We start from the raw sequence: 24661 nt of genomic DNA, 5'->3' as shown, positions 1-24661 counted from the left end.
AACTCACCTGGCGGCGATCTTCAGGTCCGCGATGAGGTTTTTCAAGACCATGAAATCGCCGGCGCTGTCGCAATCCGGGACGGCCAGGAGCAGGTCGCGGACATCCTCCACCGCGCCGCCATGCAGCGCCATGGTCTGGGCGGCGATATCGGTGCCGCAGATGCCGTCGCGGATTTCCGCCTCGACGCTGAGCGCCACCGCGCCGGCTGCCTTGGCGGTGCCGGAGGGGAAGCTGTAGACCTGCGCCAGCTGCGGCTCGGGCAGGTCGGGATCGCCCAGCCGGGTGAGAAAGCCGCCCTCGCCGCGCGCCGCCGCCTCGACCGAGCCGGGGGCTTCGGGCCAGACATGGCCGGGCGCGAAATAGGCGGCGCCGAATTCCCTTGCGTGCAGTTCCAGCGCCGCCCCGCCCTGCCATTGCAGCACCACGCGGTCGTAGAAGGGCAGCGAGGAGACGTCGGTGCGGGCCACCGCGCCGGCAGCGTCGCCGAAGCTGGCGATGAACACCGCGGCCTCGGCCAGGGCCGGCATGTCGAGCGTCAGCGCGCCCTCGGAATCGGTCGTCTCGGTCACCGTGAGGCCGCCGTGATGCAGGGTCACCCGGTCGCCGGCATGGCACGGGGCGGCAATTTCCAGCCGGACCATCGCCCCGGCGAGCGGCGTGGCGCTCATCTCGACATCGCAGCCGGGCCCGGCGATCGCCGCCTCGCGCTCGGCCGCCACCGGCCGCGCCGGCGCCTGGCGGGGCGATTCGAGGCTGGCGAGGCTAAGTTTCGCCGGCGGCATCGCCCCGGCCGGATAGGGCAGCGGAATCATGGCCGCGCCGGTCGCCGGCAGCGCCGCCACCTCGGCCCATTGCGTCTCGGTGCGCGGGGGCAGCGGCGGGCCCTGCAGCGGCAGCATCGCCGCGGTGTCCTTGACCGCCGTCACCTGCATGGGCGTCGCGGGCCCCGACGCGCCGGGCAGCGCCAGGCCGAACTGCATGATGTAGCCGATGCCGAAGGCACAGATCGCGGTGCCGAAGGCAAGCCCGTAGGTCCTCGAACGATCCATCTCACCTTCCCCTTCGTCCCTACTCGACTCCTCTCTGCTGCCGAAAGGTGGCACGGACGCGGCAGGTCTGCGGCGTCACCGGGGAGTCATTCGGATCGGCCTCCGGCGCGGCCGGGCCGCCTAGGGCCTTGCAGTTTGCCCGCCGCCGCCGTATATGCGCCTCAACAGCGGCGCGTCGGTCCTCTGGAACCGAAGCACCACCGGGAACGATCGACGGGCCGCGCGCCCGTTTTTTTCGTTTCAAGCCGGCGAGGACCGCATGTCAGACCTCATCGCCAAGACCGCCCTGGACCGCCGCATCGCCGAGATCGTGCGCCCCGTCATCGAGGATATGGGCTTCGAGTTGGTGCGGCTGCGCCTGCAGGGCGGCAAGACGCCGCTGTTGCAGATCATGGCCGAACGCCCCGAGGGCGGCATCGAGGTCGACGAATGCGCGCAGATCTCCACGGCGCTGTCGGCGGTGCTCGACGTCGAGGATCCGATCGTCGACACCTACACGCTCGAGGTCGGCTCGCCGGGCATCGACCGGCCGCTGACCCGGCTGAAGGATTTCGACACCTTCGAGGGCTACGAGGCCAAGCTCGAGACCCACGACCTGATCGACGGCCGCAAGCGCTTCAAGGGCGTGCTGGCCGGGATCGAGGGCGAGGAGGTACTGATCAACGTGGAGGAAGGCACGATCGGGCTGCAATTCGACTGGCTGGCCGATGCCAAGCTGGTCCTGACCGACGAGCTGATCCGCGAGATGCTGAAGGCGCGCAAGGCGCAGGGCTTCGACGAGACCAAGTTTGACGAGATCGCGGCCGAGACCGGCCCGGACGAGGAGTGAGAGAGATGGCGATCACCTCTGCCAACCAGCTGGAACTGTTGCAGACCGCCGAGGCGGTGGCGCGCGAGAAGATGATCGATCCCGGTCTCGTGGTCGAGGCCATGGAGGAGAGCCTCGCCCGGGCCGCGAAGTCGCGCTACGGCTCCGAGATGGACATCCGCGTGTCGATCGACCGCCGCACCGGCCGGGCGACCTTCACCCGCGTCCGCACCATCGTCGACGAGGATCTGCTGGAGAACTACCAGGCCGAGCTCACCGCCGCCCAGGCGGCCGAGATCGTCCGCGCCGAGCGCCCGGCGGTCAGCGTGGTGCGCGGCACCGCGACGATCCATCCCGAGGAGGGCGGTGAGCCCGAGACCCGCAAGATCCGCCGCTTCCTGATCAAGGTCAGCGGCCAGGGCGCGGCCGATCTCGACCAAACCGCGCTGCCCGAGGCCGGCGACGAGATCGTCGACGAGGTGCCGCCGGTGGAGCTCGGCCGGATCGCCGCGCAATCGGCCAAGCAGGTGATCCTGCAGAAGGTCCGCGAGGCCGAGCGCGACCGCCAATACGAGGAATTCAAGGACCGCGTCGGCACCATCATCAACGGGGTGGTCAAGCGCGAGGAATACGGCAACATCATCGTCGATATCGGCCGCGGCGAGGGCATCCTGCGCCGCAACGAGAAGATCGGCCGCGAGGCCTACCGCCCCAACGACCGCATCCGCTGCTACGTCAAGGACGTGCGCCGCGAGACCCGCGGCCCGCAGATCTTCCTCAGCCGCACCGCGCCCGAATTCATGGCCGAGCTGTTCAAGATGGAAGTGCCCGAGATCTACGACGGCATCATCGAGATCAAGGCGGTGGCCCGCGATCCGGGGTCGCGCGCCAAGATCGGCGTGATCTCCTACGATTCGTCCATCGACCCGGTCGGCGCCTGCGTCGGCATGCGCGGCTCCCGCGTGCAGGCGGTGGTCAACGAGCTGCAGGGCGAGAAGATCGACATCATCCCGTGGAACGAGGACATGCCGACCTTCCTCGTCAACGCGCTGCAGCCCGCCGAGGTCTCCAAGGTGGTGCTCGACGAGGATGCCGAGCGCATCGAGGTCGTGGTCCCCGACGAGCAGCTCAGCCTGGCCATCGGCCGGCGCGGCCAGAACGTGCGGCTGGCCTCCCAGCTCACCGGGCTCGACATCGACATCCTCACCGAGGAGGAGGAGAGCAAGCGCCGCCAGGCCGAGTTCGAGGAGCGCACCAAGCTGTTCATGGACAGCCTCGATCTGGACGAGTTCTTCGCCCAGCTGCTGGTCGCCGAGGGCTTCACCAACCTCGAGGAAGTGGCCTATGTGGAGATCGACGAGCTGACGGTGATCGACGGCGTCGACGAGGACACCGCCGAGGAGCTGCAGGCCCGCGCCCGCGACATCCTCGAGGCGCAGGCCGCCGCGGCGCTGGAGAATGCCCGCGCGCTCGGCGCCGAGGACAGCCTCATTGATTTCGAGGGCCTGACACCCCAGATGGTGGAGGCGCTTGCCAAGGACGGCATCAAGACGCTCGAGGATTTCGCCACCTGCGCGGATTGGGAGCTCGCGGGCGGCTGGACCAGCGTCGACGGCCAGCGGGTCAAGGATGACGGCCTGCTGGAGCCCTTCGAGGTCAGCCTCGAGGAGGCGCAGACCATGGTGATGACGGCGCGGGTCCTGCTGGGCTGGGTCGATCCGACCGAGCTTGACGAGGATGCCGAGGCGGAGGACGACACCGCCTCCGACGCCGACGATGCCGACAGCGACGCGGACGAGAGGGTCTGATCCAGGCATGACCCGCGGCGGCGCTCCAAAGGACCGGCCCGACGGGCCGGAACGCAAATGCATCGCCACCGGCGAAGTGCAGCCGGCCCACGGGCTGCTGCGCTTCGTGGTGGACCCCGAGGGCGGGCTGGCGCCCGACCTCGCGGGCAAGCTGCCGGGACGCGGCATCTGGGTCTCGGCCGACCGCGCGGCGCTCGACCGGGCGGAGAAGAAGAACCTGTTCGCGCGGGCCGCGCGGATGCCGGTGAAGGTGCCCGAGGGGCTCGCCGCGCAGGTCGAGGCGCTGCTGGCCCGCCGGGTGATCGACCTGATCAGCCTGGCCCGCAAGTCCGGCGACGCGGTGGCGGGCTACGAGAAGGTCAAGGACTGGCTGCAGAAGGAAGAGGCCTGGGTGCTGATCCAGGCCGAAGACGGCTCGGAACGCGGCAAGTCGAAACTCTCGACGCCCTATATGGGCCGCTATATCGGCTGGCTGACGGCGGACGAACTCGGCATGGCCTTCGGGCGGGAAACTGTGATACACGCCGCGCTCGGCGCTGGCGGACTCGCGAAACGTGTTGTAGATGAGGCCCAACGTCTGAAGGGCCTCCGTGTCGGACCGGCCGACTCGGATGACGGCGGCAGGGGCCGCCGGAAAGGATAAGAGACTACATGAGCGACACCGACGGTAAGAAGACTTTGGGTTTGCGCGGCGGCGGTCCCCGGTCGGGGAACGTCAAGCAGAGCTTCAGCCATGGGCGGACGAAGAACGTCGTGGTGGAGACGAAGCGCAAGCGCGTGGTCGTGCCGAAGGGCGGTGCGGCCGGTGGCAAAGGGTCCGGCAGCGGCCAGGGCACGAGCCCCGCGGCGGGAGTGAAGCGGCCTGCGGGCATCTCCGAGGCGGAGATGGAGCGGCGGCTGAAGGCGCTGCAGAACGCCAAGGCGCGCGAGGCTGACGAAGCGGCGCGCCGCGAGGCCGAGGAGAAGGCCCGCGCCGAGGAGCGCGAGCGCCTGCGCGCCGAGAAGGAACAGAAGGAGCGCGAGCAGCGCGAGGCCGAGGAGCGTGCGCGCCAGAAGGCCGAGGACGAGCGCCGCGCCCGCGAGGAGGCCGAGGCCGCCAAGAACGCGCCGGCCCCCTCCCCTGCGGCCCCCGCCGAGGCCCGCGGCCCGGCCGGCGGCGGCAAGCCCGCCCCTGCGGCGGCGCCCCGCAAGGCCGAGCGCGAGCGCGAGGAGCGCGGCCGGTCGGTGAAGTCGCGTGACGGCGGCCGCCGCACCGGCAAGCTGACCGTGAACCAGGCCCTGCAGGGCGGCGAAGGCGGCCGGCAGAAGTCGATGGCGGCGATGAAGCGCAAGCAGGAGCGCGCGCGTCAGAAGGCCATGGGCGGCCCGGTGAGCCGCGAGAAGGTGACCCGCGACGTGCAGCTGCCCGAGGCGATCACCGTCGCCGAGCTCGCCAACCGCATGGCCGAGCGCGTCGGCGACGTCGTCAAGGCGCTGATGCAGAACGGCGTGATGGCGACGCAGAACCAGACCATCGACGCCGACACCGCCGAGCTGATCATCGAGGAATTCGGCCACCGCGTGACCCGCGTCTCCGACGCCGATGTCGAGCAGGTGATCGAGCAGACCCAGGACAAGCCCGAGGATCTGCATCCGCGCGCGCCGATCATCACCGTGATGGGCCACGTCGACCACGGCAAGACCTCGCTGCTCGACGCCATCCGCAAGACCAAGGTGACCGCCGGCGAGGCCGGGGGCATCACCCAGCATATCGGCGCCTACCAGGTCGAGACCGAGGGCGGGCAGACGCTCACCTTCCTCGACACGCCGGGCCACGCCGCCTTCACCTCGATGCGCTCGCGCGGCGCCCAGGTGACCGACATCGTGGTGCTGGTGGTCGCGGCCGACGACGCGGTGATGCCGCAGACCGTCGAGGCGATCAATCACGCCAAGGCGGCCAAGGTCCCGATGATCGTGGCGATCAACAAGGTCGACAAGCCCGACGCCAACCCGACCAAGGTGCGCACCGACCTGCTGCAGCACGAGATCGTGGTGGAGCAGATGTCCGGCGAGGTCCAGGATGTCGAGGTCTCCGCGGTCAGCGGCAAGGGCATCGACGAGCTGCTCGAGGCGATCGCGCTGCAGGCCGAGCTGCTAGAGCTGCAGGCCAACCCCGAACGCCCCGCCCAAGGTGCGGTGATCGAGGCGCAGCTCGACGTGGGCCGCGGCCCGGTCGCCACCGTGCTGGTCCAGAACGGCACCCTGCGCCAGGGCGACATCTTCGTCGTCGGCGAGCAGTGGGGCAAGGTCCGCGCCATGGAGAACGACCAGGGCAAGCGGGTCAAGGAAGCCGGCCCGTCGGTGCCGGTCGAGGTGCTGGGTCTCAACGGCACGCCCGAGGCGGGCGACGTGCTCAACGTCGTCTCGACCGAGGCGCAGGCCCGCGAGATCGCCGAGTACCGCCAGCAGGTCGCCAAGGACAAGCGCGCCGCCGCCGGCGCCGCCACCACGCTCGAGGCCCTCATGCAGAAGGCCAAGGAGGACGAGAACGTCTCCGAGCTGCCGGTGCTGGTGAAGGCCGACGTGCAGGGCTCTGCCGAGGCCATCGTGCAGGCGCTCGAGAAGGTCGGCAACGACGAGGTCCGCGTGCGGGTGCTGCATTACGGTGTCGGCGCCATCACCGAGACCGATGTCGGCCTCGCCGAGGCGTCGAACGCGCCGATCCTGGGCTTCAACGTCCGCGCCAATGCCTCGGCGCGCAACTCGGCCAACCAGAAGGGCGTCGAGATCCGCTATTACAGCGTGATCTACGACCTCGTGGACGACGTGAAGGCGGCGGCCTCCGGCCTGCTCTCGAACGAGATCCGCGAGAACTTCATCGGCTATGCCGAGATCAAGGAGACCTTCCGCGTCTCCGGCGTCGGCACCGTGGCCGGCTGCCTGGTGACCGAGGGCGTGGCCCGCCGCTCCGCCGGGGTCCGCCTGCTGCGCGACGACGTGGTGATCCACGAGGGCACGCTGAAGACGCTGAAGCGCTTCAAGGACGAGGTTTCCGAGGTCCAGTCGGGCCAGGAATGCGGCATGGCCTTCGAGAATTACGACGACATCCGCAAGGGCGACGTGATCGAGATCTTCACCCGCGAAGAGGTCGAGCGCACGCTCAGCTGATTGCGCGCCCGGCTTCGGCCGGGCCGCCGACCTGCCAAGGGCCGCGTCCTCCGACCGGAGGCGCGGCCCTTCTTTTTGCCCGCGGGCCGGACCGGCCCGGCGCCGGCGGCCGGCAAAGCCGCGGCCCGCGCCGCACACGGCCAAGCCATGCGCCCGGGTCGCGGGCGAAGCTGCGCCTCAGCGGCGTTCGAAACAGGAGGGTCCGGCGGAACCGTGGCCGCCGGTCGGGTCGCGGCGCCGCCCCATCCCCATGGGCGGCCGCGGCGACGGGGTCAGCTCGCGCAGGGCTGACCGGTAAAGAGCCGCTTGCCGACCCGTACGACCATGCGGCCGTCGGGCAGGGTCTTCTCGAGGATCCCCTGGACGGAGATGCAACTGCTGAGAATGATGGTTCTGATCATGACAATATCCCCACTCGCCTCGGTCTTGTAAGTTTATCGCAAAGCTAGGTTAATGACGAACCCAAAGGCCGTCCTTTGCAACTAAATTACTACTTCGCATTAGTAAGAATAATTTAGTTACGTCTTTGCCACAGCCCTCACAGCCAGTCCCGGAGGATCGGCACGATGGGCACGTCGGCGGGCGGCATCGGATAGGATGCGAGATCGCGGGCCTGCACCCATTTCAACACCTGGCCTTCCCGCCCCACCGGGGTGCCCTGCCATTTCCGGCAGGCAAAGAGCGGCATCAGCAGATGGAAATCGTCGTAGCCGTGCGAGGCGAAGGTGAGCGGCGCGAGGCAGGATTGCCAGGTCTCGATGCCCAGCTCCTCGTGCAGCTCGCGGATCAGCGCCGCCTCCGGCGTCTCGCCGTCCTCGACCTTGCCGCCGGGAAATTCCCAGAGCCCGGCCATGGACTTGCCGGCCGGGCGCTGGGCCAGCAGAACGCGCCCGTCGACGTCGATCAGGGCGACCGCGGCGACCAGGACGAGCCGGGTCGCGGCGACCTCAGGAGCGGTAATCGGCATTGATCGAGATGTATCCATGCGTCAGGTCGCAGGTCCAGATCGTCGCCCGCCCTTCCCCGAGCCCGAGATCGACATTGACGGTGATCTCGGGCGCCTTCATCAGCGCGGCGCCCTGCTCCTCGCGGTATTCCGGCGACACCCAGCCGTTCTCGGCCACCAGGAGGTCGCCGAAGCGGATGGTCAGCCGGTCGCGGTCGGCGGCGGCGCCGGACTTGCCCACCGCCATGACGATGCGGCCCCAGTTCGGGTCCTCGCCGGCGATGGCGGTCTTGACCAGCGGCGAATTGGCGATCGACAGGGCGTGGGTGCGGGCATCGGCGTCGCTCTCGGCGCCGGTGACGTTGACGGTGACGAACTTGGTCGCGCCCTCGCCGTCGCGCACCACCTGGTGCGCGAGATCGCGGAACACCCGCTCCAGCGCCTCGGCAAAGGCGGTGTCCTCGGCGGTCACGCTGACGCCGGAGGCGCCGGTGGCGCCCATCAGCAGCGTGTCCGAGGTCGAGGTGTCGCTGTCCACGGTGATGCAGTTGAAGGTGCGGTCGGCGGCGCGGCTGACCAGCGCCTGCAGGTCTGCGCGCGCCATCGCCGCGTCGGTGAAGACGTAGACCAGCATCGTCGCCATGTCGGGCGCGATCATCCCCGAGCCCTTGGCGATGCCGGCGATGGTCACGTCGCCGCCATTGACGTGCACGCTCTCCGAGGCGCCCTTGGGGAAGGTGTCGGTGGTCATGATCGCCTCGGCCGCGGCGGCGATGCCGCCCTCGTCGAGCGCGCCGGCCAGTTCGGCCACCTTAGCGGTGATGCGCTGATGCGGCAGCGGCTCGCCGATCACCCCGGTCGAGGACGAGAAGACCCGCGCCTCGGGCAGGTCCAGCGCCGCCGCCACCGCCTCGGTCACGGCGCGCGTGGCCTCGATGCCGTTCTTGCCGGTGAAGGCGTTGGAATTGCCCGAGTTGACGATGATCGCGGCGCCGTCCTCGGACTCGCCGGCGATCTTCTCCTGGCAGTCCAGCACCGGCGCCGAGCGCGTCGCCGAGCGGGTGAAGACCCCGGCCATGGTCGAGCCCGGCGCCAGATGCGCCAGCATGACGTCGCGCCGCCCGGCATAGCGCACGCCCGCCGCCACCGCGGCGAAGCGCACGCCCTTGATCACCGGCAGGTCGGGAAACCGCTCGGGGGCGAGCGGCGAGCGTTCGGTGATCTTGGCCAACTCAGTTCTCCAGCAGATCGATGCGCGACAGCGCCTCGGGCGCGATGCCCTCGGTCTTCTCGATCTCGGCGGCGCCGACCATCTCCTGGATGCGGCCCTCGATGCCCTGCTGCTGGAGCTGCTGGGTGAGCTGGTCGCGCACCGCCTCGAGCTCGGGCGCCTGCGCCTCGCGGGTCTCGTTGAGCTTGATCACGTGCCAGCCGAACTGCGTCTCCACCGGATCGGAGATCGCGCCGGGCTCGAGCGCGGCCACCGCCTCCTGGAACGGCGCCACCATCTGGCCGGCACCGAACCAGCCCAGCGCCCCGCCATTGGGGCCCGAGGGGCCGGTCGACTTCTCGGCCGCGAGCTCGGCGAAATCGGCGCCGCCCTCGAGCTCCTCCTTGATCGCCTGGGCCTCTTCCTCGGTCTCCACGAGGATGTGGGCGGCGTTGTACTCGGTGCCCTGCGCGGCATCGCCGAACTGCGCCTCGTAGGCCTGCTGCAGCGCCTCCTCGGTCACCATGTCCTCGGACAGCTTGGCCACCGCCTCCGAGGCGGTGAGCGCGCGGCGCTCGTTCTCCAGCGCCAGCGTGACCCGCTGGGTCTCCTCGCCGAGGTCGGACTGGGACAGCACCTCCTGCTGGATCAGCTGGTCGAGAATGCCGTCCCAGAGCACGTTGGGCGGCAGCTGCTGGTACTGCTCCGGCAGGCCGGCGCGCACCATCAGCATGTGGCCGAGGGTGATCGGCGTGCCGTTGACCTCGGCCACGACCTGGTCGAGATCGGCCGCGACCTCGGTGCCGGAGGCCGCGCCCTGGGGGGCCTCCCCGGCGGGGTCGGCGGCTTGCTCGGTGGCTTGCTCGGGCGCCTCCGCCGCGCTCTCGGGCGCGGCCTCGCCGGGGGTCTCCTGAGCCGCCGCGGGCAGCGCCAGTCCGAGGGCCAGAAGGGCGGCAAGGCGGGGATTCCGATACGGCATGGGTATCCTACTCTCTGCTCTGGCAGCCCCTCCGGGGGGCGGCGTTGACACTTGCGGGACCGGCGCTTATGTGCCGTTGCGTGGCGGTCTCGGGCCGGTCGTTCCCTCGTGTCTTATGGGCTGTGTGCGAGACGGGCAAGCCGATGCCGCACACGGAAACGTCAATCACGATACGAGAGGCTCATGCTGGGGATCGGATCACTCACGCGGAAGGTGTTCGGCACGCCGAACGACCGCAAGATCAAGGCGACGCAGCCGCTCGTCGACAGGATCAACGCGCTGGAGCCCGAATACCAGGCCCTGAGCGACGGCGACCTCATCGCCCGCACCGAGGCCTTCCGCAAGCGCCACGCCGAGGGCGAGAGCCTCGACGCGCTCCTGCCCGAGGCCTTCGCCAATTGCCGCGAGGCGGCGCGCCGGGCGCTCGGCCTGCGCGCCTTCGACGTGCAGCTGATGGGCGGGATCTTCCTGCATCAGGGCAACATCTCGGAGATGAAGACCGGCGAGGGCAAGACTCTGGTCGCGACCTTCCCGGCCTACCTGAACGCGCTGTCGGGGCAGAACGTCCACATCGTCACGGTGAACGACTACCTGGCCCGGCGCGACGCCGACTGGATGGGCAAGGTCTACGGCGCGCTCGGCATGACCACCGGCGTGGTCTATCCGCGCCAGGCCGAGGACGAGAAGCGCGACGCCTATGCCGCCGACATCACCTATGCCACCAACAACGAGCTGGGCTTCGACTACCTGCGCGACAACATGAAGTCGGAGCTGAGCCAGATGGCCCAGCGCGGCCATTACTTCGCCATCGTCGACGAGGTCGACTCGATCCTGATCGACGAGGCCCGGACGCCGCTGATCATCTCGGGCCCGGCGCAGGACCGCTCGGAGCTCTACGAGGCGATCGACCGGGTGATCCCGGAACTGGTCGAGGACCATTACACGCTCGACGAGAAGACCCGCGTGGTGAACTTCACCGACGACGGCAACGAGTTCCTCGAGGAGCGCCTGCAGCGCGCCGGGCTGCTCGAGGAGGGCCAGACGCTCTACGACCCCGAGTCGACGACGGTGGTGCACCACATCAACCAGGCGCTGCGGGCCCACAAGCTCTACCAGAAGGACAAGGACTACATCGTCCGCGACGGCGAGGTCGTGCTGATCGACGAGTTCACCGGCCGCATGATGGCCGGCCGGCGCCTATCCGACGGGCTGCACCAGGCCATCGAGGCCAAGGAACGCTGCAAGATCCAGCCCGAGAACGTCACGCTGGCCAGCGTCACCTTCCAGAACTACTTCCGGCTCTACGACAAGCTGGCGGGGATGACCGGCACCGCCTCGACCGAGGCCGAGGAATTCGCCGAGATCTACCGCCTCGGCGTGGTCGAGGTGCCGACCAACCGGCCGATCGCGCGGATCGACGAGGACGACCAGGTCTACCGCACGGCGCGCGAGAAATACGACGCCATCGTCGAGGAGATCCGCCGGGCCCACGACAAGGGCCAGCCGGTGCTGGTCGGCACCACCTCGATCGACAAGTCGGAGATGCTGTCGACCCTGCTGACCAAGGCCGGGCTGCCGCACAACGTGCTGAACGCGCGTCAGCACGAGAAGGAGGCGCAGATCGTCGGCGATGCTGGCAAGCTCGGCGCCGTCACCATCGCCACCAACATGGCCGGCCGCGGCACCGACATCAAACTCGGCGGCAATGTCGAGTTCGAGGTGATGGCCGCGCTGGCCGCCGATCCCGAGGGCCATCCGGACGAGATTCGCGCCCGCATCGAGGCCCAGCACGCCGCCGAGGAGGCCAGGGTCAAGGAGGCCGGCGGCCTCTACGTGCTGGCCACCGAGCGCCACGAGAGCCGGCGCATCGACAACCAGCTGCGCGGCCGCTCCGGCCGTCAGGGCGATCCCGGCCGCTCCTCGTTCTTCCTCAGCCTCGAGGACGACCTGATGCGGATCTTCGGGTCCGAGCGGCTCGACGCGGTGCTGGGCAAGCTCGGCATGAAGGAAGGCGAGGCCATCGTGCACCCCTGGGTGAACAAGAGCCTCGAACGCGCCCAGGCCAAGGTCGAGGGGCGCAACTTCGACATCCGCAAGCAGCTCTTGAAATTCGACGACGTGATGAACGATCAGCGCAAGGTGATCTTCAGCCAGCGCCGCGAGATCATGGAAGCCGAGGACGTCTCGGAGATCACCGAGGACATGCGCCACCAGGTCATCGACGATCTGGTCGACGACTATGCCCCGGCCAAGACCTATGCCGACCAGTGGGACATGGAGGGGCTCTACGCCGCGGTGATCGAGAAGCTCGGGCTCGACCTGCCGATCATCGGCTGGGGCCAGGAGGACGGCGTCGACCAGGACACGATCCGCGACCGCCTGGTCGAGGCCTCGGACAAGCAGATGGCCGAGAAGGCCGAGGCCTTCGGCGCCGACACGATGCGCCAGATCGAGAAGCAGATGCTGTTGCAGACCATCGACGCCAAGTGGCGCGAGCACCTGCTGACGCTGGAGCATCTGCGCTCGGTCGTGGGCTTCCGCGGCTACGCCCAGCGCGACCCGCTGAACGAGTACAAGACCGAGGCCTTCCAGCTCTTCCAGTCGATGCTCGACAGCCTGCGCAGCGAGGTCTCCGCCAAGCTCGGCCAGGTGCGGCCGATGTCGGAGGAGGAGCGGCAGCAGATGATGGCGCAGATGATGCGCCAGCAGGCCCGGATGCAGCAGGCCGCCGCCGCCGCCCCGGCCGGCGCCGCGCATCCCGAGGCCGAGGCGGCCGGCCCCGCCGTGGCGCCCACCGCGCCGCTGGTGGCGGGCTTCGACGAGAAGGACCCGGCGACCTGGGGCAATCCCGGGCGCAACGATCCCTGCCCCTGCGGCTCGGGGCAGAAGTTCAAGCATTGCCACGGCCGGCTGGCCTGACGCGCCTGTTCCGGGCGCCGCGCCCGGGGCAGGCCTGAGGCGGGAGGGGCGCTGCCCCTCTTGGCCGCCCCGGGGGGCGGCCAATTCACCCCGGGATATTTCGGCTCAGAAGAAGGGCCGGGACGGGACCCGGGCGGGCTCAGGGGATCAGGGCGCGGATGGCCCGGGCGTGGTCCGGGGCGGCGGCGCGGGCGTCGCGGGTCAGCGCCTCGGCTTCGCCGGCGAGATCGCCGGGCGCCACGATGCGGTCCACCAGGCCCCAGCACAGCGCCTCCTCGGCCGCCACCTTGGCGCCGGCCATCAGGATCATCTTGGCGCGGGCCGGGCCCACCAGCGCGGCCAGCCGCACCGCGTCCGAGGGCTGCGGCAGGAAGCCCAGCTTCATCACCGGGTAGAAGAACTTTGCGCCGGGCACGGCGAGGCGGAGATCGCAGGCCAGCACCATGCCCAGGGCGCCGCCCGCCGCGGTGCCGTTGAGCGCCGCGACGCTGATCCCGGGGAAGCCCGCGATCGCCGCCGAGAGCCGTTCCCAGAGCGGCGACACGGTCAGCCCGGCGCGCGCCGCGTCGAGATCGGCGCCGGCCGAGAACACCCCGCCCGCGCCGGTCAGGATCAGGCCGCGGGCGGCGCCGGCGCCCTCCACCGCGGCGCAGAGCCCCTCCAGCATCTCCGCGGTCAGCGCGTTCGCCTTGTCGGCGCGGTCGAGCGTGACCCGGCGCAGCCCGTCCGCCTCGTCGACCCGGATCACGCCACGCCCACCCTGCGCCGGATCTCGGGATCGCGCAGCGACACCTCGGCGCCGCGGAAGCCGTCGGCCTCGGGGCTGCACATCCACAGCAGCGCCTCGGCGACCCATTCGGGGGGAATGTGCTCGGACCAGTCGAGCCGGCTCACCGGGTTGATGCCCGAGGCCTTGATCTCCTTCTGCATCTGCGTCGCCACGGTGCCCGGCGACAGCGACAGCGCGCGGATGCCGCTGGCGCCGTATTCCTTGTCGGCCATCCGGGTCAGCATCAGCGCCCCGGCCTTCGAGGCGCAGTAATGCGACCAGCCCTCGACCGGGCCGTGCGCCGCGCCCGAGCCGATGGTGAGCAGGGTGCCGCCGCCATTCTCGAGCATCGCCGGCAGGGCCGCGCGCATGCCGTGGAACACGCCCTTGAGATTGATGTCGATGACGTCGCCCCAGGCGTCGGGGTCGGACTCGGCCAGATGCGCCACCGGTTCGATCACCCCGGCATTGTTGACCAGCACGTCGAGCCGGCCGAAGGCGGTGAGGCAGTTCTCCACCGCCTGCCGGACCTCCCAGTAGCGCGAGATGTCGCAGGTGATCGCCACCGCCCGCTCGCCGCCCAGTTCGCCGGCCAGTTCGGCGATCGGCTCGGCGCTGCGCGCCACCAGCGCCACCCGGGCCCCGGCCTCGGCGAAGCGCCGCGCCGCGGCCGCCCCGATGCCGCGGCTGGCTCCGGTGATCATCACCACCCGTCCGCTCATGTCCATCACGCTGATCCCTTGCTGTGCTCGCGGATCTGTTAACGGCTGCGGGCGGTTCCGGTCCAGCCCCTTGACCCTCGGGGGGGCGCGGCAGAGGATGGGGCGCCGATCGCCCCCCCCGCCGAAAGGACGCGTCATGGCCCGTCTGTTCCTGTCCCCTCCCGCCCTGGCGGCGCCGCTGGCGCTCGCCGGTCTGCTGGCCGCGCCGGCCGCGGCCGAGATCGCCGCCGAGGAGGCCTGGCTGGCCTTCCGCGACCAGCTGGCGGCGCTCGGCTACCGCGTCGAGGGCGAGGCGCTGCGCCGCGACGGCGCGCTGCGCATCGCCGGGGCGCGGGCGGTGCTCGACCTGCCCCGGGACGGCGGCAGCGTCGAGATCGGGCTCGGCGATCTGGTGCTGAGCGAGCGCGGCGATGGCGGCGTGGCGGTCACCCTGCCGGCGTCGCAGCCGATCACCGCGCGGATCGCCGAGCCGGAGGGCGGCGAGAGCGTCCTGCGCTTCGATTTCAGCCATTCCGACCTCGACCTGGCGGTCACCGGCAGCGCCGAGGCGCCGCGCTACGAGTATCGCGCGGCGCGGCTCGGCCTCAGCCTCGAGGAGATGCGGCTCGACGGCCAGAGCCTGTCGCGCGACGCCGCCGACCTGCGGCTCGACCTGGCCGAGGTCGCCGGCCGCACCGGCATCGCCGAGGCCGGCGGCAGCTGGACGGTGAGCCACGACCTGACCGCGGCCGAGGCGCGCTATGCCCTGGCCTTCGCCGAGGCCGAGACCGGCGAGGGCGTGGCGCTGTCGGGCACGCTGCGCGACGCCGCGGCCGAGATCGAGTCGCGGCTGCCGCCCGGCCAGCCCGGCGAGGAGCATCTCGGCCGGCTGCTCGCCGACGGGCTCACCGCCACCGGCCGCCTGGCCTTCGCCGCCGGCAGCAGCGAGTTCACCGCCACCGAGCAGGGCCGCAGCACCAGCGGCAGCACCTCGAGCGGCGGCGGCGCGCTGAACCTCGCGCTGGACGCGCAGGGCCTGAGCTACGGCGCCCGGACGACGGATGTCACCTGGTCGATGATCCTGCCGGGGCTGCCCTTCGCGGTGGGCGCGGAGATCGCCGAGCTGGGCGCCGAGCTGACGCTGCCCCTGGAGGCCGCGGAGACCCCGCAGCCCGCCGCCCTGGCGCTGACCCTGTCGGAGCTGATGCCGTCCGAGGCGGTCTGGGCGCTCATCGACCCGGCCGGCGCGCTGCCGCGGGCGCCGGCGACCGCCCGGCTCGACCTCGCCGCCGAGGTCACGCCCTTCGTCGACCTTCTCGACCCCGCCGCCGTGGCGGCGCGGCAGGCCGAGGACCAGCCGGTGGCGGAGCTCAACACGCTGACGCTCGAGCGGCTCGACCTGGCCGCCGCCGGGGCCGAGCTGACCGGCACCGGGGCCTTCACCTTCGACAATGCCGACACCGAGACCTTCGACGGCATGCCGGCGCCCGAGGGCGAGGCCCGTTTCACGCTGGCCGGCGCCGACGCGCTGATCGACGCGCTGGTCGGCATGGGCCTGCTGCCCGAGAGCCAGGCCATGGGGGCGCGGATGATGCTGAGCATGTTCGCGGTGCCGGCCGGCGAGGACCGCGTCACCTCCACCATCACCATCAACGACCAGGGCCAGATCCTGGCCAACGGGCAGCGCATCCGCTGAGCCGCCGCCGGAACGGGGACCGACCATGACCGACACCGCCACGCCGCTCCGCCTCGGGGTGAACATCGACCACGTCGCCACCCTGCGCAATGCCCGCGGCGGCGCCCTGCCCGACCCGCTGCGCGCCGCGCGGGCCGCCGAGGACGCCGGCGCCGACGGCATCACCGCGCATCTGCGCGAGGACCGCAGGCATATCCGCGACGCCGATATCGAGGCGCTGGTGGCGACCTTGCGGGTGCCGCTGAACTTCGAGATGGCGGCCACGGCGGAGATGCAGGCGATCGCGCTGCGGCACCGCCCGCACGCCGTCTGCCTGGTGCCCGAGCGCCGCGAGGAGCGCACCACCGAGGGCGGGCTCGACGTCGCCGGGGATGCCGACCGGCTCTCCCGCTTCATCGCGCCGCTGGCGGAGGCGGGCTGCCGGGTGTCGCTCTTCATCGCCGCCGACCCGGACCAGGTCGCGGCCGCGGCGCGGGTCGGCGCGGCGGTGATCGAGCTGCATACCGGCGCCTATTGCGACCTCCATGCCGAGGGCCGCGCCGAGGCCCGCGACGCCGAGCTGTCGCGGCTCCGCGAGATGGCGGCGCTCGGCCACGATCTCGGGCTCGAGGTCCATGCCGGCCACGGGCTGGGCTACGACACGGTCGGCCCGGTCGCCGCCCTGCCGCAGATCCGCGAGCTCAATATCGGCCACTTCCTGATCGGCGAGGCGGTGTTCACCGGGCTCGCGGCGGCGATCGCCGAGATGCGCCGCCGCATGGACGGGGCGCGGGCATGAGCCGGGCCGCGATCACCCCCAGCCCGGCCGAGCGCGCGGCGCTCGACGCCGTCCTCGACCGCGCCGTGGCGCGCGCCCGGCCGGGCGGCGGCCCGGTCTTCACCGCCGCCATCGTCCGGGACGGCCGGGTCATCGCGCTCTGCGACAACGAGGTCGACCGCGACGGCGACCCGTCGCGCCATGCCGAGATCGTGGCCATCGCCGCGGCGGCGCGCGAAGCCGGCGGGCCGGACCTGTCCGGCGCCACGCTGGTCGCCTCGATGCAGCCCTGCGAGATGTGCCTCGCGGCGATGCGCTGGGCCGGCATCGGCCGGCTGGTCTTCGCCATGACGCAGGAGCGGGCGCCGGACTTCTTCCGGTTCCCCGGCCTCGGCCTCGCCGATTTCGCCCGCGCCTCGGGCGACGCCTTCGGCTGGGTCGGCGGCCTCGACGCCGACCGGGTGGCGCATATCTACGAGTCCGGCGCGTGATCCTCGGCATCGGCACCGACCTCGCCAATATCGAGCGCATCCAGGGCACCCTCGACCGGTTCGGCGACCGCTTCCGGAACCGGGTCTTCACCGCGACCGAGCAGCGCAAGGCCGAGGCCCGGGCCGACATCGCCGGCACCTATGCCAAGCGCTGGGCCGCCAAGGAGGCCTGTTCCAAGGCGCTCGGCACCGGGCTGCGGATGGGCATCGCCTGGAAGGACATGAGCGTCTCCAACCTCGCCACCGGCCAGCCGGTGATGCGCGTCACCGGCTGGGCCGCCGACCGCCTGGCCGCGATGACCCCGCCGGGCCACGAGGCGGTGATCCACGTCACCCTGACCGACGACCACCCCTGGGCCCAGGCCTTCGTTGTGATCGAGGCCCGCCCCCGCTCCTGAGGCGCCGCGCCGCTTCTTCTGAGCGCAAATATCCCCGGGGTGAATTGGCCGCAGGCCAAGAGGGGCCGGAGGCCCCTGCCGCGCAGGCCGACACGCGCCGGCCCCGCTACTCGAACAGCGCCCCCTGCCCGTCGCCCTCGCGCCGCGGCGGCGCCAGGCCGAGATGCCGCCAGGCCTTCATCGCCAGCATGCGTCCGCGCGGCGTGCGCTGGATCAGCCCCTGCTGCAGCAGGTAGGGCTCGATCACCTCCTCGAGCGCGTCGCGGCTTTCCGACAGCGCCGCCGACAGGGTCTCGATCCCCACCGGGCCGCCGCCGTAATTCTCCGCGATCAGCGTCAGGTAGCGCCGGTCGGCGCCGTCGAGCCCAGCGCCGTCGACGCCGAGCCGGGTCAGGGCGTTGTCGGCCAGCGCGCGGGTCACAACGCCGTCGCCCTCGACCACCGCGAAATCCACCACCCGGCGCAGCAGCCGCCCGGCGATCCGCGGCGTGCCGCGGGCGCGCCGCGCGATCTCGCGCGCGCCTTCGGGCTCGGCCCGCACGCCCAGCTTCAGGGCGTTGCGGGTGACGATCGTGTCGAGCTCCTCGACGGTGTAGAAATGCAGCCGGGTGGGGATGCCGAAGCGGTCGCGCAGCGGCGTCGTCAGAAGCCCCAGCCGGGTCGTGGCGCCGACCAGGGTGAAGGGCTGCAGCTCGATCCGCACGGTGCGCGCCGCCGGCCCCTCGCCGATGACCAGATCGAGCTCGTAATCCTCCATCGCCGGGTAGAGCACCTCCTCGACCGCCGGGTTGAGCCGGTGGATCTCGTCGATGAAGAGCACGTCGCGGGCCTCGAGATTGGTCAGGATCGCGGCCAGATCGCCGGCCTTGGCCAGGACCGGCCCCGAGGTCATGCGGAAATTGACCCCGAGCTCGCGCGCCATGATCTGCGCCAGCGTGGTCTTGCCGAGCCCCGGCGGGCCGTGGAACAGCGTGTGGTCCATCGCCTCGCCGCGCTGGCGCGCCGATTGCACGAAGACCCGCAGGTTGGCGCGCGCCTCGGCCTGGCCGACGAAATCGTCGAGGCTTTGCGGGCGCAGCGCGCGGTCGCGGTCCTCGGCCATCTTCTCCGGGCGCAGCGTCGGATCGGGCTCGGCCATGGCTTACCCCTTCGGCGCCAGGAGCCGCAACGCGGCGCGGATCAGCCCGGCGGTGTCAGCTTCGGGATCGCCGCCCGCGGCCTCGGCCACCGCGCCCGCGGCCTCGCCCGGGGCGTAGCCCAGATTGGACAGCGCCGACAGCGCCTCGGCCTGCGCCGAGGCGGCAGGGCGCGGCGGCGGCGGCGCGGCGGCGGCGGGCGCTCCGGCGCTGCCCGCGGCGGGCGGCGCGGCGGCCTCGACGAGCTGCGGCCCGGGCGCCTGCACCCCCATCGCCATGATCCCCGGCGCCTTGTCCTTCAGCTCGTTGACCACGCGCTGCGCGGTCTTCGGGCCGATCCCCTTGGCCGCCTTGATGGCGTTCCAGTCGCCCAGCGCGATGGCCCGGCTCACCCCGTCGGGTCCCAGCGCGCCGAGGATCGCCAGCGAGGCCTTCGCGCCCACCCCCTGCACGCTCATCAGCAGCCGGTGCCATTCCTTCTCGACCAGCGTCGGGAAGCCGTAGAGCTGCAGCAGGTCCTCGCGCACCAGGAGGTCGGTATAGAGCGCCGCCGCCTCGCCGGGCCCCGGCAGCCCGGCCAGCACCCGGTCCGAGCACATCACCACGTAGCCCACGCCGGCGGCCTCGATCAGCACGTGGTCGAGCGCCTTGTAGACCACCCGTCCGGCGACCCGCCCGATCATGCCGCGCCCCCGATCCGGCGCAGCCCCGGGGCCTGCACGTAGAGCGCGTGGCAGATCGCGATGGCCAGCGCGTCGGCGGCGTCGGGACCGGCAATGCGGGCGCCGGGCAGCTGCATCTTCACCATATGCTCCACCTGGGTCTTGTCGGCATGGCCCACGCCCACCACCGTCTTCTTGACCTTGTTGGGGGCGTATTCGCCGACCTCGAGGCCGAAGGCCGCCGGCACCAGGAGCGCGATGGCGCGGGCCTGGCCGAGCTTCAGCGTGCCGGCGGCGTCCTTGTTGACGAAGGTCTGCTCCACCGCCGCGGTGTCGGGCGCGTGCCGCGCCACCACCTCGGTGAGCTGCCGGTGCAGCGCCAGCAGGCGCGCCGCCAGGCTGCCCTGGCCGGAATGCAGGATGCCGTTGGCGACGTGGCGCAACCGCCCGCTCTCGGCCTCGATCACCCCCCATCCGAGGTTCACCAGCCCCGGATCGATGCCCATAACCCTGATCACTGCCTGCCCGCCCGTTCTTTTGCGCAGGCCTAGCACGAAACGCGAACACGGGCCAAGCCCCGCGACCGCGGCGGGGGCCGGGGCACCAGGCCCCGGACATGCTCCGAAAACGACGTATTGCTGCGCTGCAGCGACATCGGATGACGGTATTTTATCGGTTTGTTATCAGGAATTTAAAGAAAGAGCAGACATGCCGGAATCGCATGAATGCCATGCAGTTTTCGCCGCTTGCGGGGGCAATACCTGCTCAATATGTGGGCGTCAGACAAACGCTCCTCCCCCCTTTCCGTGACGGAATCGCAACCATGTTCATGCACCACGCCCTGCGCCCCGGCTATGCCTCGACCGGCCTCTCCCAGCACGTCGCCGGCGCCATCCTGTCGGTCTACGACCGCATCGTCGCCTGGAACGACGCCCGCCGCACCGTCCGCGCCCTCTCGGCGCTGAGCGACCACGAGCTCAACGATATCGGCCTGTCGCGCGGCGACATCCACCGCGTCGCCCGCGGCTGATTGCAGCCCCGGCGCAGACGGAAACGGCCGCTCCCCGGGAGCGGCCGTTTTCATGTTCGGGGAACGGTCTTTCGGGGCGGATCAGCGGCCGCCGAGCAGTCCGGCCAGGAAACCGGTAAGCGGGTCGTGCTGCATCAGCCAGGCGCCCATGCGCTCCACCGCGCCGCCGTCGGAGAGGGTCGCCAGGTGGCCCTCGTAAGCCTCGGCGCCGAGGCCGGTCAGAAGCATCGTCTTGAGGGCGACGAAGGTCACCGTGAGGATCATCAGGGGCATGGCCGCGTGGCCGGTATAGTCGCGCTTCGGATGATGCTCGATCACGCCGTTGCGGCCCAGCCGGGTGACGTAGCCCTGCGCCAGACGGGAATGCTTGCGTTGCACCTCGCGGTGGCGCCGTTCGAAATTCTTCAATGCGTCGTGCATCGGCAGCCTCGACTCAAACGGCCCCCACCGCTGCGTCGCTGACGTGTACGTAAAGCTGGATTGGGGCATTTTTGCGGCATTCGCGGCAAATGTCCCTAGAAGACGGCGCGAATGCGGCCCGTCTCAGCGCCGGGTCAGCGTCAGCGTCGTCCATTCGCCGATCTCGTCGCGATGCGCGAGGTCGAACCCGGCCGCATCATAGGCCGCGATCACCTCGTCGGCCTGCTCGTTCAGGAGCCCCGACAGGATGGCATGGCCCCCGCCCTGCATGGCGCCCGCCATGTCCGGGGCAAGCGCGATCAGCGGCGCCATCAGGATATTGGCGAAGACCAGGTCGAAGGGCGCCGCCGCGGCGAGGCGCGGATGCTCGAACCCCGCGGCCTCGAGGCAGGTCACCCGGCCGGTGAGGCCGTTGGCATCGACATTGGCCTGCGCCACCTCGACCGCCACCGCGTCGATGTCGGAGGCCAGCACCGGATCCGGCCAGATCCGCGCCGCGGCCATCGCCAGCACCGCGGTGCCGCAGCCGACATCGACCACGCGGCGGCCCACGAAGCCCGCGCCGGCCAGCCGGTCGAGCGCCCGCAGGCAGCCCAGCGTGGTGCCGTGATGGCCGGTGCCGAAGGCCATCGCCGCCTCGATCAGCAGCGGCTCCACCCCCTCGGGCACCTTGTCGGCGTCGTGGCTGCCATAGACGAAGAAGCGCCCCGCCTCGACCGGGCGCAGTTCGCGCCGGACATGCGCCACCCAGTCGGTCTCGGGCAGTTCCGAGATCACGAATTCGCCGGCGCCATAGGCCGCGGTCAGGAGCGCCAGACCCACCGTGTCGGGGGTCTCGGTGAAGTAGCCGCCGACCTCCCACAGCCCGGAGCCGTCCTCGATCTCGAAGACGCCGACGCCCTCGGGGGCCGGGTCGAGCTCTTCCAGCGCCTCGCCGAGGGCCTCGGCCGGTTCGCGGCCGCGCAGCGTGGTGAATGCGGTGAAGGTGGTCATCGGCGCCTCGCGACAGCGGGGGGATCAACGCGCCCGGCGCGCACCCCCCAGCGCGCGCCGGGCGCTCCGGGCGTGTGCCAAGCGTTTTCCACGGAACCTCGCGCGCCGCCAACGTCCGCCGCGCGGAGCGCCGCGTTCGGTAACCGGACCTTAACCATTGGCGCGGAAAATCACCGCAGCGGCTTCTCGAAGAACACGCTGCAGGCACCGTCGGGATAGCCCCCGAAGGGCCCGCGGACGCGGTAGCCGCGCCGGCGATAAAGCTGATCGGCGGCCAACAGCTTGTCGCCGGTTTCCAGCCGCAGGATCGTGATGCCCTCGCGCAGCGCGACCTCCTCGACATGCGCGAGCAGCCGCGCGCCAAGGCCGATGCCCCGCGCCTCGGGGGCCACGAACAGCGATTTCACCTCGGCGTAATCCTCGTGCCGGACCAGCGCGATGCAGCCCAGGAGCGCGCCCGCCTCGACCGCGCCGTAGAAGCTGACCCCTGGGGCGCAGAGCGCATTGACGTCGAGCGAGAAGATCGCATCGGGGGGAAACAGGCGGGCCATCAGCGCATGGCTGGCTTCCAGAAGCGAAATCGCTTCCGGCTCGCGCGGCGACATGGCGCGGATGCTGAGGGGCATGGGTTACTCCAGCGGCAGCTTGAACCATGGAAACTTGCGCCGGACGGGGGGTCAAGCGAAACATTAGTCCATGTTCCAGCCACATCTAGTGGAAACCGGCGAACGACCGCCAAGATGCTGAGGAAACGCTTTGACAGGGGCGGGGCTGGTTCGGCAAATTGGGCGGACGGGCAGGAATCAGGGCCGTCCATGCGCTTTTCCCGGCTTCGGCTGACCGGCTTCAAAAGCTTCGTCGACCCCACCGATCTGCTGATTTCGGAGGGCATGACCGGCGTGGTCGGACCGAATGGCTGCGGCAAGTCGAACCTGCTCGAGGCGCTGCGCTGGGTGATGGGCGAGAACCGCCCCACCGCGATGCGCGGCGGCGGCATGGAGGACGTGATCTTCGCCGGCACCACGCAGCGCTCGGCGCGCAGCTTCGCCGAGGTGCAGCTGCTGATCGACAATGCCGACCGGCTCGCCCCGGCCGGGTTCAACGAGGCCGACCAGCTCGACGTGGTGCGCCGCATCACCCGCGATGCCGGCTCGGCCTACAAGGTCAACGGCCGCGACGTGCGGGCGCGCGACGTGCAGATGCTGTTCGCCGACGCCGCCACCGGCTCGCAGAGCCCGGCGCTGGTGCGCCAGGGCCAGATCTCCGAGCTGATCAACGCCAAGCCCAAGGCCCGGCGCCGCATCCTCGAGGACGCCGCGGGGATCGGCGGGCTCTACCAGCGCCGCCACGAGGCCGAGCTCAAGCTCAGGAACACCGAGGCCAACCTGACCCGGGTCGACGACGTGGTCGAGGGGCTGGCGGGGCAGCTCGCCACGCTGACCCGGCAGGCCCGGCAGGCGGCGCGCTACCGCGCCATCGCCGCCGAGCTGCGCCAGGCCGAGGGGCTGCTGCTCTACCGCCGCTGGGCCGAGGCCGAGGCCCAGGCGCGCAGCGCCGAGGAGGCCCGCCGCGCCGCCGCCGCCGGTGCCGTCCAGGCCGAGACGGACGCGCGCCGCGCCGCCGCATCCCGGGCCGAGCGCGAGGCGGCGCTGCCGGCGCTGCGCGAGGAGGAGACGATCGCCGCGGCGGTGCTGCAGCGCCTCCTGGCCGAGCGCGACCGCCTCGCCGACGAGGAACGCCGCGCCGAGGAGAGCATCGCCACGCTGCGCCGGCGCATCGAGCAGCTGAGCCGCGATCTCGAGCGCGAGGCCGCGCTCGACCGCGATGCCGGCGAGACCCTGGCGGGCCTCGAGGCCGAGCGCGCGGGCCTCGAGGCGGAGGGCGCGGGCCATGCCGAGCGGCTCGAGGAGGCCGCCGAGACCGCCCGCGAGGCGGCGTCGATCCTCGAGGAGCGCGAGGCCGCGCTGGCCGAGCGCACCGAGGACGTGGCGCGGCTCGCCGCCCGCCACCAATCGGCCGAGCGCGCCGCCGCCGAGGCGCGCCGCATGCTGGAGCGCGGCAGCGCCGCCGAACGCGCCGCCCGCGACGCCGCGGCGCAGGCCATGGCGGCGCTCTCCGATAGCCGCGCGGCGCAGGAGGAGGCGACGGAGCGCGAGGCCGCCGCCCGCGAAATGGCCGAGGCCGCGGAGGCCGCCCTGGCCGAGGCCGAGGAGCAGCGCGCCGAGGCGCAGGCGCTGGAGGCCGAGGCGCGGGCCGAGCGCGCGGAGGAAGAGGGCGCCGCGGCGACGCTGGCCGCCGAACTCGCCGCGCTGTCGCGTCTGCTGGAGCGGGACAGCGGCGAAGGCAGCCAGATCCTCGACGCGCTGAGCGTCGCGCCGGGCTACGAGAAGGCGCTGGGCGCAGCCCTGGCCGAGGATCTGCGCGCCCCCGAGATCGACGATTCCGGCGGCTCGGGCTGGATCACCCTGCCGCCCTACGACGCCCCGCCCGCCCTGCCGGGCGGCGTCCCGGCGCTGGCCGCGCAGGTCACCGCGCCGGCGGCGCTGGCCCGGCGGCTGGCCCAGGTCGGCCTGGTCGAGCCCGCCGCCGCCCCGGCGCTGCAGGCGGCGCTGCGTCCGGGCCAGCGCCTGGTCAGCCGCGACGGCGATCTCTGGCGCTGGGACGGCTTCCGCGCCGCCAGCGCCGACATGCCCTCGGCGGCGGCGCTGCGGCTCGAACAGATGAACCGACGCGCCGCGCTG

24 protein-coding genes are annotated in these 24661 nt (G+C 71.5%); 11 read left to right on the top strand and 13 right to left on the bottom strand.

Annotated elements, in window-relative coordinates; translation table 11 throughout:
• Positions 1–3: 3 nt before the first annotated feature.
• Positions 4–1050, bottom strand: coding sequence for a translocase (locus ACXYMW_RS17370; RefSeq protein WP_459036598.1), 1047 nt, complete (start codon positions 1048–1050; stop codon positions 4–6).
• 259 nt (positions 1051–1309) lie between these two features.
• Between ACXYMW_RS17370 and rimP the strand changes: the two genes are divergently transcribed.
• From rimP to infB, 4 genes are read left to right on the top strand one after another with little or no spacing between them, the layout of a single operon-like run.
• The gene (gene rimP, locus ACXYMW_RS17365) at positions 1310–1879 is read left to right on the top strand and encodes a ribosome maturation factor RimP (RefSeq protein WP_459036597.1); all 570 of its coding nucleotides are present in this window, start codon (positions 1310–1312) and stop codon (positions 1877–1879) included.
• A 5-nt stretch (positions 1880–1884) separates the two neighbouring features.
• Positions 1885–3666 carry a transcription termination factor NusA gene (gene nusA / locus ACXYMW_RS17360; RefSeq protein ID WP_459036596.1) on the top strand — a complete coding sequence of 594 codons (1782 nt, stop codon included), beginning with the start codon at positions 1885–1887 and terminating at the stop codon, positions 3664–3666.
• Positions 3667–3673: 7 nt separating this feature from the next.
• Positions 3674–4309 (top strand): RNA-binding protein, encoded by a 636-nt coding sequence (locus tag ACXYMW_RS17355; RefSeq protein ID WP_459036595.1) that lies wholly within the window; start codon positions 3674–3676, stop codon positions 4307–4309.
• Between the two features lie 8 nt (positions 4310–4317).
• Entirely contained in the window at positions 4318–6813 is a 2496-nt protein-coding gene (gene infB, locus ACXYMW_RS17350; RefSeq protein ID WP_459036594.1) for a translation initiation factor IF-2, read from the top strand.
• Between the two features lie 272 nt (positions 6814–7085).
• Here the strand turns inward: infB and ACXYMW_RS17345 are convergent, their stop codons facing one another.
• From ACXYMW_RS17345 to ACXYMW_RS17330, 4 genes are all read right to left on the bottom strand, one after another.
• Complete coding sequence (locus tag ACXYMW_RS17345; RefSeq protein ID WP_459036593.1) at positions 7086–7214, bottom strand: hypothetical protein; 129 nt, start codon at positions 7212–7214, stop codon at positions 7086–7088.
• 137 nt (positions 7215–7351) lie between these two features.
• Positions 7352–7780, bottom strand: coding sequence for an 8-oxo-dGTP diphosphatase MutT (mutT, locus tag ACXYMW_RS17340; protein ID WP_459036592.1), 429 nt, complete (start codon positions 7778–7780; stop codon positions 7352–7354).
• Positions 7761–8990 carry a bifunctional glutamate N-acetyltransferase/amino-acid acetyltransferase ArgJ gene (gene argJ, locus ACXYMW_RS17335; RefSeq protein WP_459036591.1) on the bottom strand — a complete coding sequence of 410 codons (1230 nt, stop codon included), beginning with the start codon at positions 8988–8990 and terminating at the stop codon, positions 7761–7763. Before argJ ends, mutT begins: the two co-directional genes overlap by 20 nt.
• A 1-nt stretch (position 8991) precedes the next feature.
• A complete protein-coding gene (locus ACXYMW_RS17330) occupies positions 8992–9948 on the bottom strand; it encodes a peptidylprolyl isomerase (RefSeq protein WP_459036590.1) in 957 nt (318 codons plus the stop codon).
• Between the two features lie 183 nt (positions 9949–10131).
• On the opposite strand from ACXYMW_RS17330, the gene secA reads away from it, so the two are divergent.
• Entirely contained in the window at positions 10132–12867 is a 2736-nt protein-coding gene (gene secA / locus ACXYMW_RS17325; protein WP_459036589.1) for a preprotein translocase subunit SecA, read from the top strand.
• A 139-nt stretch (positions 12868–13006) separates the two neighbouring features.
• Here the strand turns inward: secA and ACXYMW_RS17320 are convergent, their stop codons facing one another.
• Entirely contained in the window at positions 13007–13615 is a 609-nt protein-coding gene (locus ACXYMW_RS17320) for an enoyl-CoA hydratase/isomerase family protein (protein WP_459036588.1), read from the bottom strand.
• Entirely contained in the window at positions 13612–14364 is a 753-nt protein-coding gene (locus ACXYMW_RS17315) for an SDR family oxidoreductase (RefSeq protein WP_459036587.1), read from the bottom strand. The genes ACXYMW_RS17320 and ACXYMW_RS17315 overlap by 4 nt, the downstream gene beginning before the upstream one ends.
• Positions 14365–14494: 130 nt before the next feature.
• Between ACXYMW_RS17315 and ACXYMW_RS17310 the strand changes: the two genes are divergently transcribed.
• The 4 genes from ACXYMW_RS17310 to acpS are packed head-to-tail and all read left to right on the top strand — an operon-like array spanning position 14495 to position 17679.
• A complete protein-coding gene (locus ACXYMW_RS17310; protein ID WP_459036586.1) occupies positions 14495–16033 on the top strand; it encodes a DUF2125 domain-containing protein in 1539 nt (512 codons plus the stop codon).
• 25 nt (positions 16034–16058) lie between these two features.
• The gene (locus ACXYMW_RS17305) at positions 16059–16811 is read left to right on the top strand and encodes a pyridoxine 5'-phosphate synthase (protein WP_459036585.1); all 753 of its coding nucleotides are present in this window, start codon (positions 16059–16061) and stop codon (positions 16809–16811) included.
• Positions 16808–17281: a deaminase gene (locus ACXYMW_RS17300; protein ID WP_459036584.1), complete on the top strand. Its 474-nt coding sequence runs from the start codon at positions 16808–16810 to the stop codon at positions 17279–17281. Before ACXYMW_RS17305 ends, ACXYMW_RS17300 begins: the two co-directional genes overlap by 4 nt.
• On the top strand, positions 17278–17679 hold the full coding sequence (gene acpS / locus ACXYMW_RS17295; RefSeq protein WP_459036583.1) for a holo-ACP synthase: 402 nt from the start codon (positions 17278–17280) through the stop codon (positions 17677–17679). Before ACXYMW_RS17300 ends, acpS begins: the two co-directional genes overlap by 4 nt.
• A 106-nt stretch (positions 17680–17785) precedes the next feature.
• On the opposite strand, the gene ruvB is transcribed toward acpS, so the two are convergent.
• The 3 genes from ruvB to ruvC are packed head-to-tail and all read right to left on the bottom strand — an operon-like array spanning position 17786 to position 19992.
• Entirely contained in the window at positions 17786–18817 is a 1032-nt protein-coding gene (ruvB, locus tag ACXYMW_RS17290) for a Holliday junction branch migration DNA helicase RuvB (RefSeq protein ID WP_459036582.1), read from the bottom strand.
• A gap of 3 nt (positions 18818–18820) precedes the next feature.
• Positions 18821–19498, bottom strand: a complete 678-nt coding sequence (ruvA, locus tag ACXYMW_RS17285) for a Holliday junction branch migration protein RuvA (protein WP_459036581.1) — start codon at positions 19496–19498, stop codon at positions 18821–18823.
• Positions 19495–19992, bottom strand: a complete 498-nt coding sequence (gene ruvC / locus ACXYMW_RS17280; RefSeq protein WP_459036615.1) for a crossover junction endodeoxyribonuclease RuvC — start codon at positions 19990–19992, stop codon at positions 19495–19497. The genes ruvA and ruvC overlap by 4 nt, the downstream gene beginning before the upstream one ends.
• Before the next feature lie 308 nt (positions 19993–20300).
• On the opposite strand from ruvC, the gene ACXYMW_RS17275 reads away from it, so the two are divergent.
• Positions 20301–20507: a DUF1127 domain-containing protein gene (locus ACXYMW_RS17275; RefSeq protein WP_459036580.1), complete on the top strand. Its 207-nt coding sequence runs from the start codon at positions 20301–20303 to the stop codon at positions 20505–20507.
• An 81-nt stretch (positions 20508–20588) separates the two neighbouring features.
• Here ACXYMW_RS17275 and ACXYMW_RS17270 read toward each other — a convergent pair whose 3' ends face one another.
• The 3 genes from ACXYMW_RS17270 to ACXYMW_RS17260 form a co-directional block, all read right to left on the bottom strand.
• Positions 20589–20927, bottom strand: a complete 339-nt coding sequence (locus ACXYMW_RS17270; RefSeq protein WP_459036579.1) for a hypothetical protein — start codon at positions 20925–20927, stop codon at positions 20589–20591.
• Positions 20928–21050: 123 nt separating this feature from the next.
• A complete protein-coding gene (locus tag ACXYMW_RS17265) occupies positions 21051–21920 on the bottom strand; it encodes a 50S ribosomal protein L11 methyltransferase (RefSeq protein WP_459036578.1) in 870 nt (289 codons plus the stop codon).
• A 170-nt stretch (positions 21921–22090) separates the two neighbouring features.
• A complete protein-coding gene (locus ACXYMW_RS17260) occupies positions 22091–22546 on the bottom strand; it encodes a GNAT family N-acetyltransferase (RefSeq protein WP_459036577.1) in 456 nt (151 codons plus the stop codon).
• A gap of 189 nt (positions 22547–22735) precedes the next feature.
• Here ACXYMW_RS17260 and ACXYMW_RS17255 point away from each other — a divergent pair.
• A partial coding sequence (locus ACXYMW_RS17255; RefSeq protein WP_459036576.1) for an AAA family ATPase occupies positions 22736–24661 on the top strand: 1926 nt, incomplete at its 3' end.

The organism is Roseivivax sp. CAU 1761, from assembly GCF_054482755.1.
This window is presented reverse-complemented; position numbering and strand designations above follow the sequence as displayed.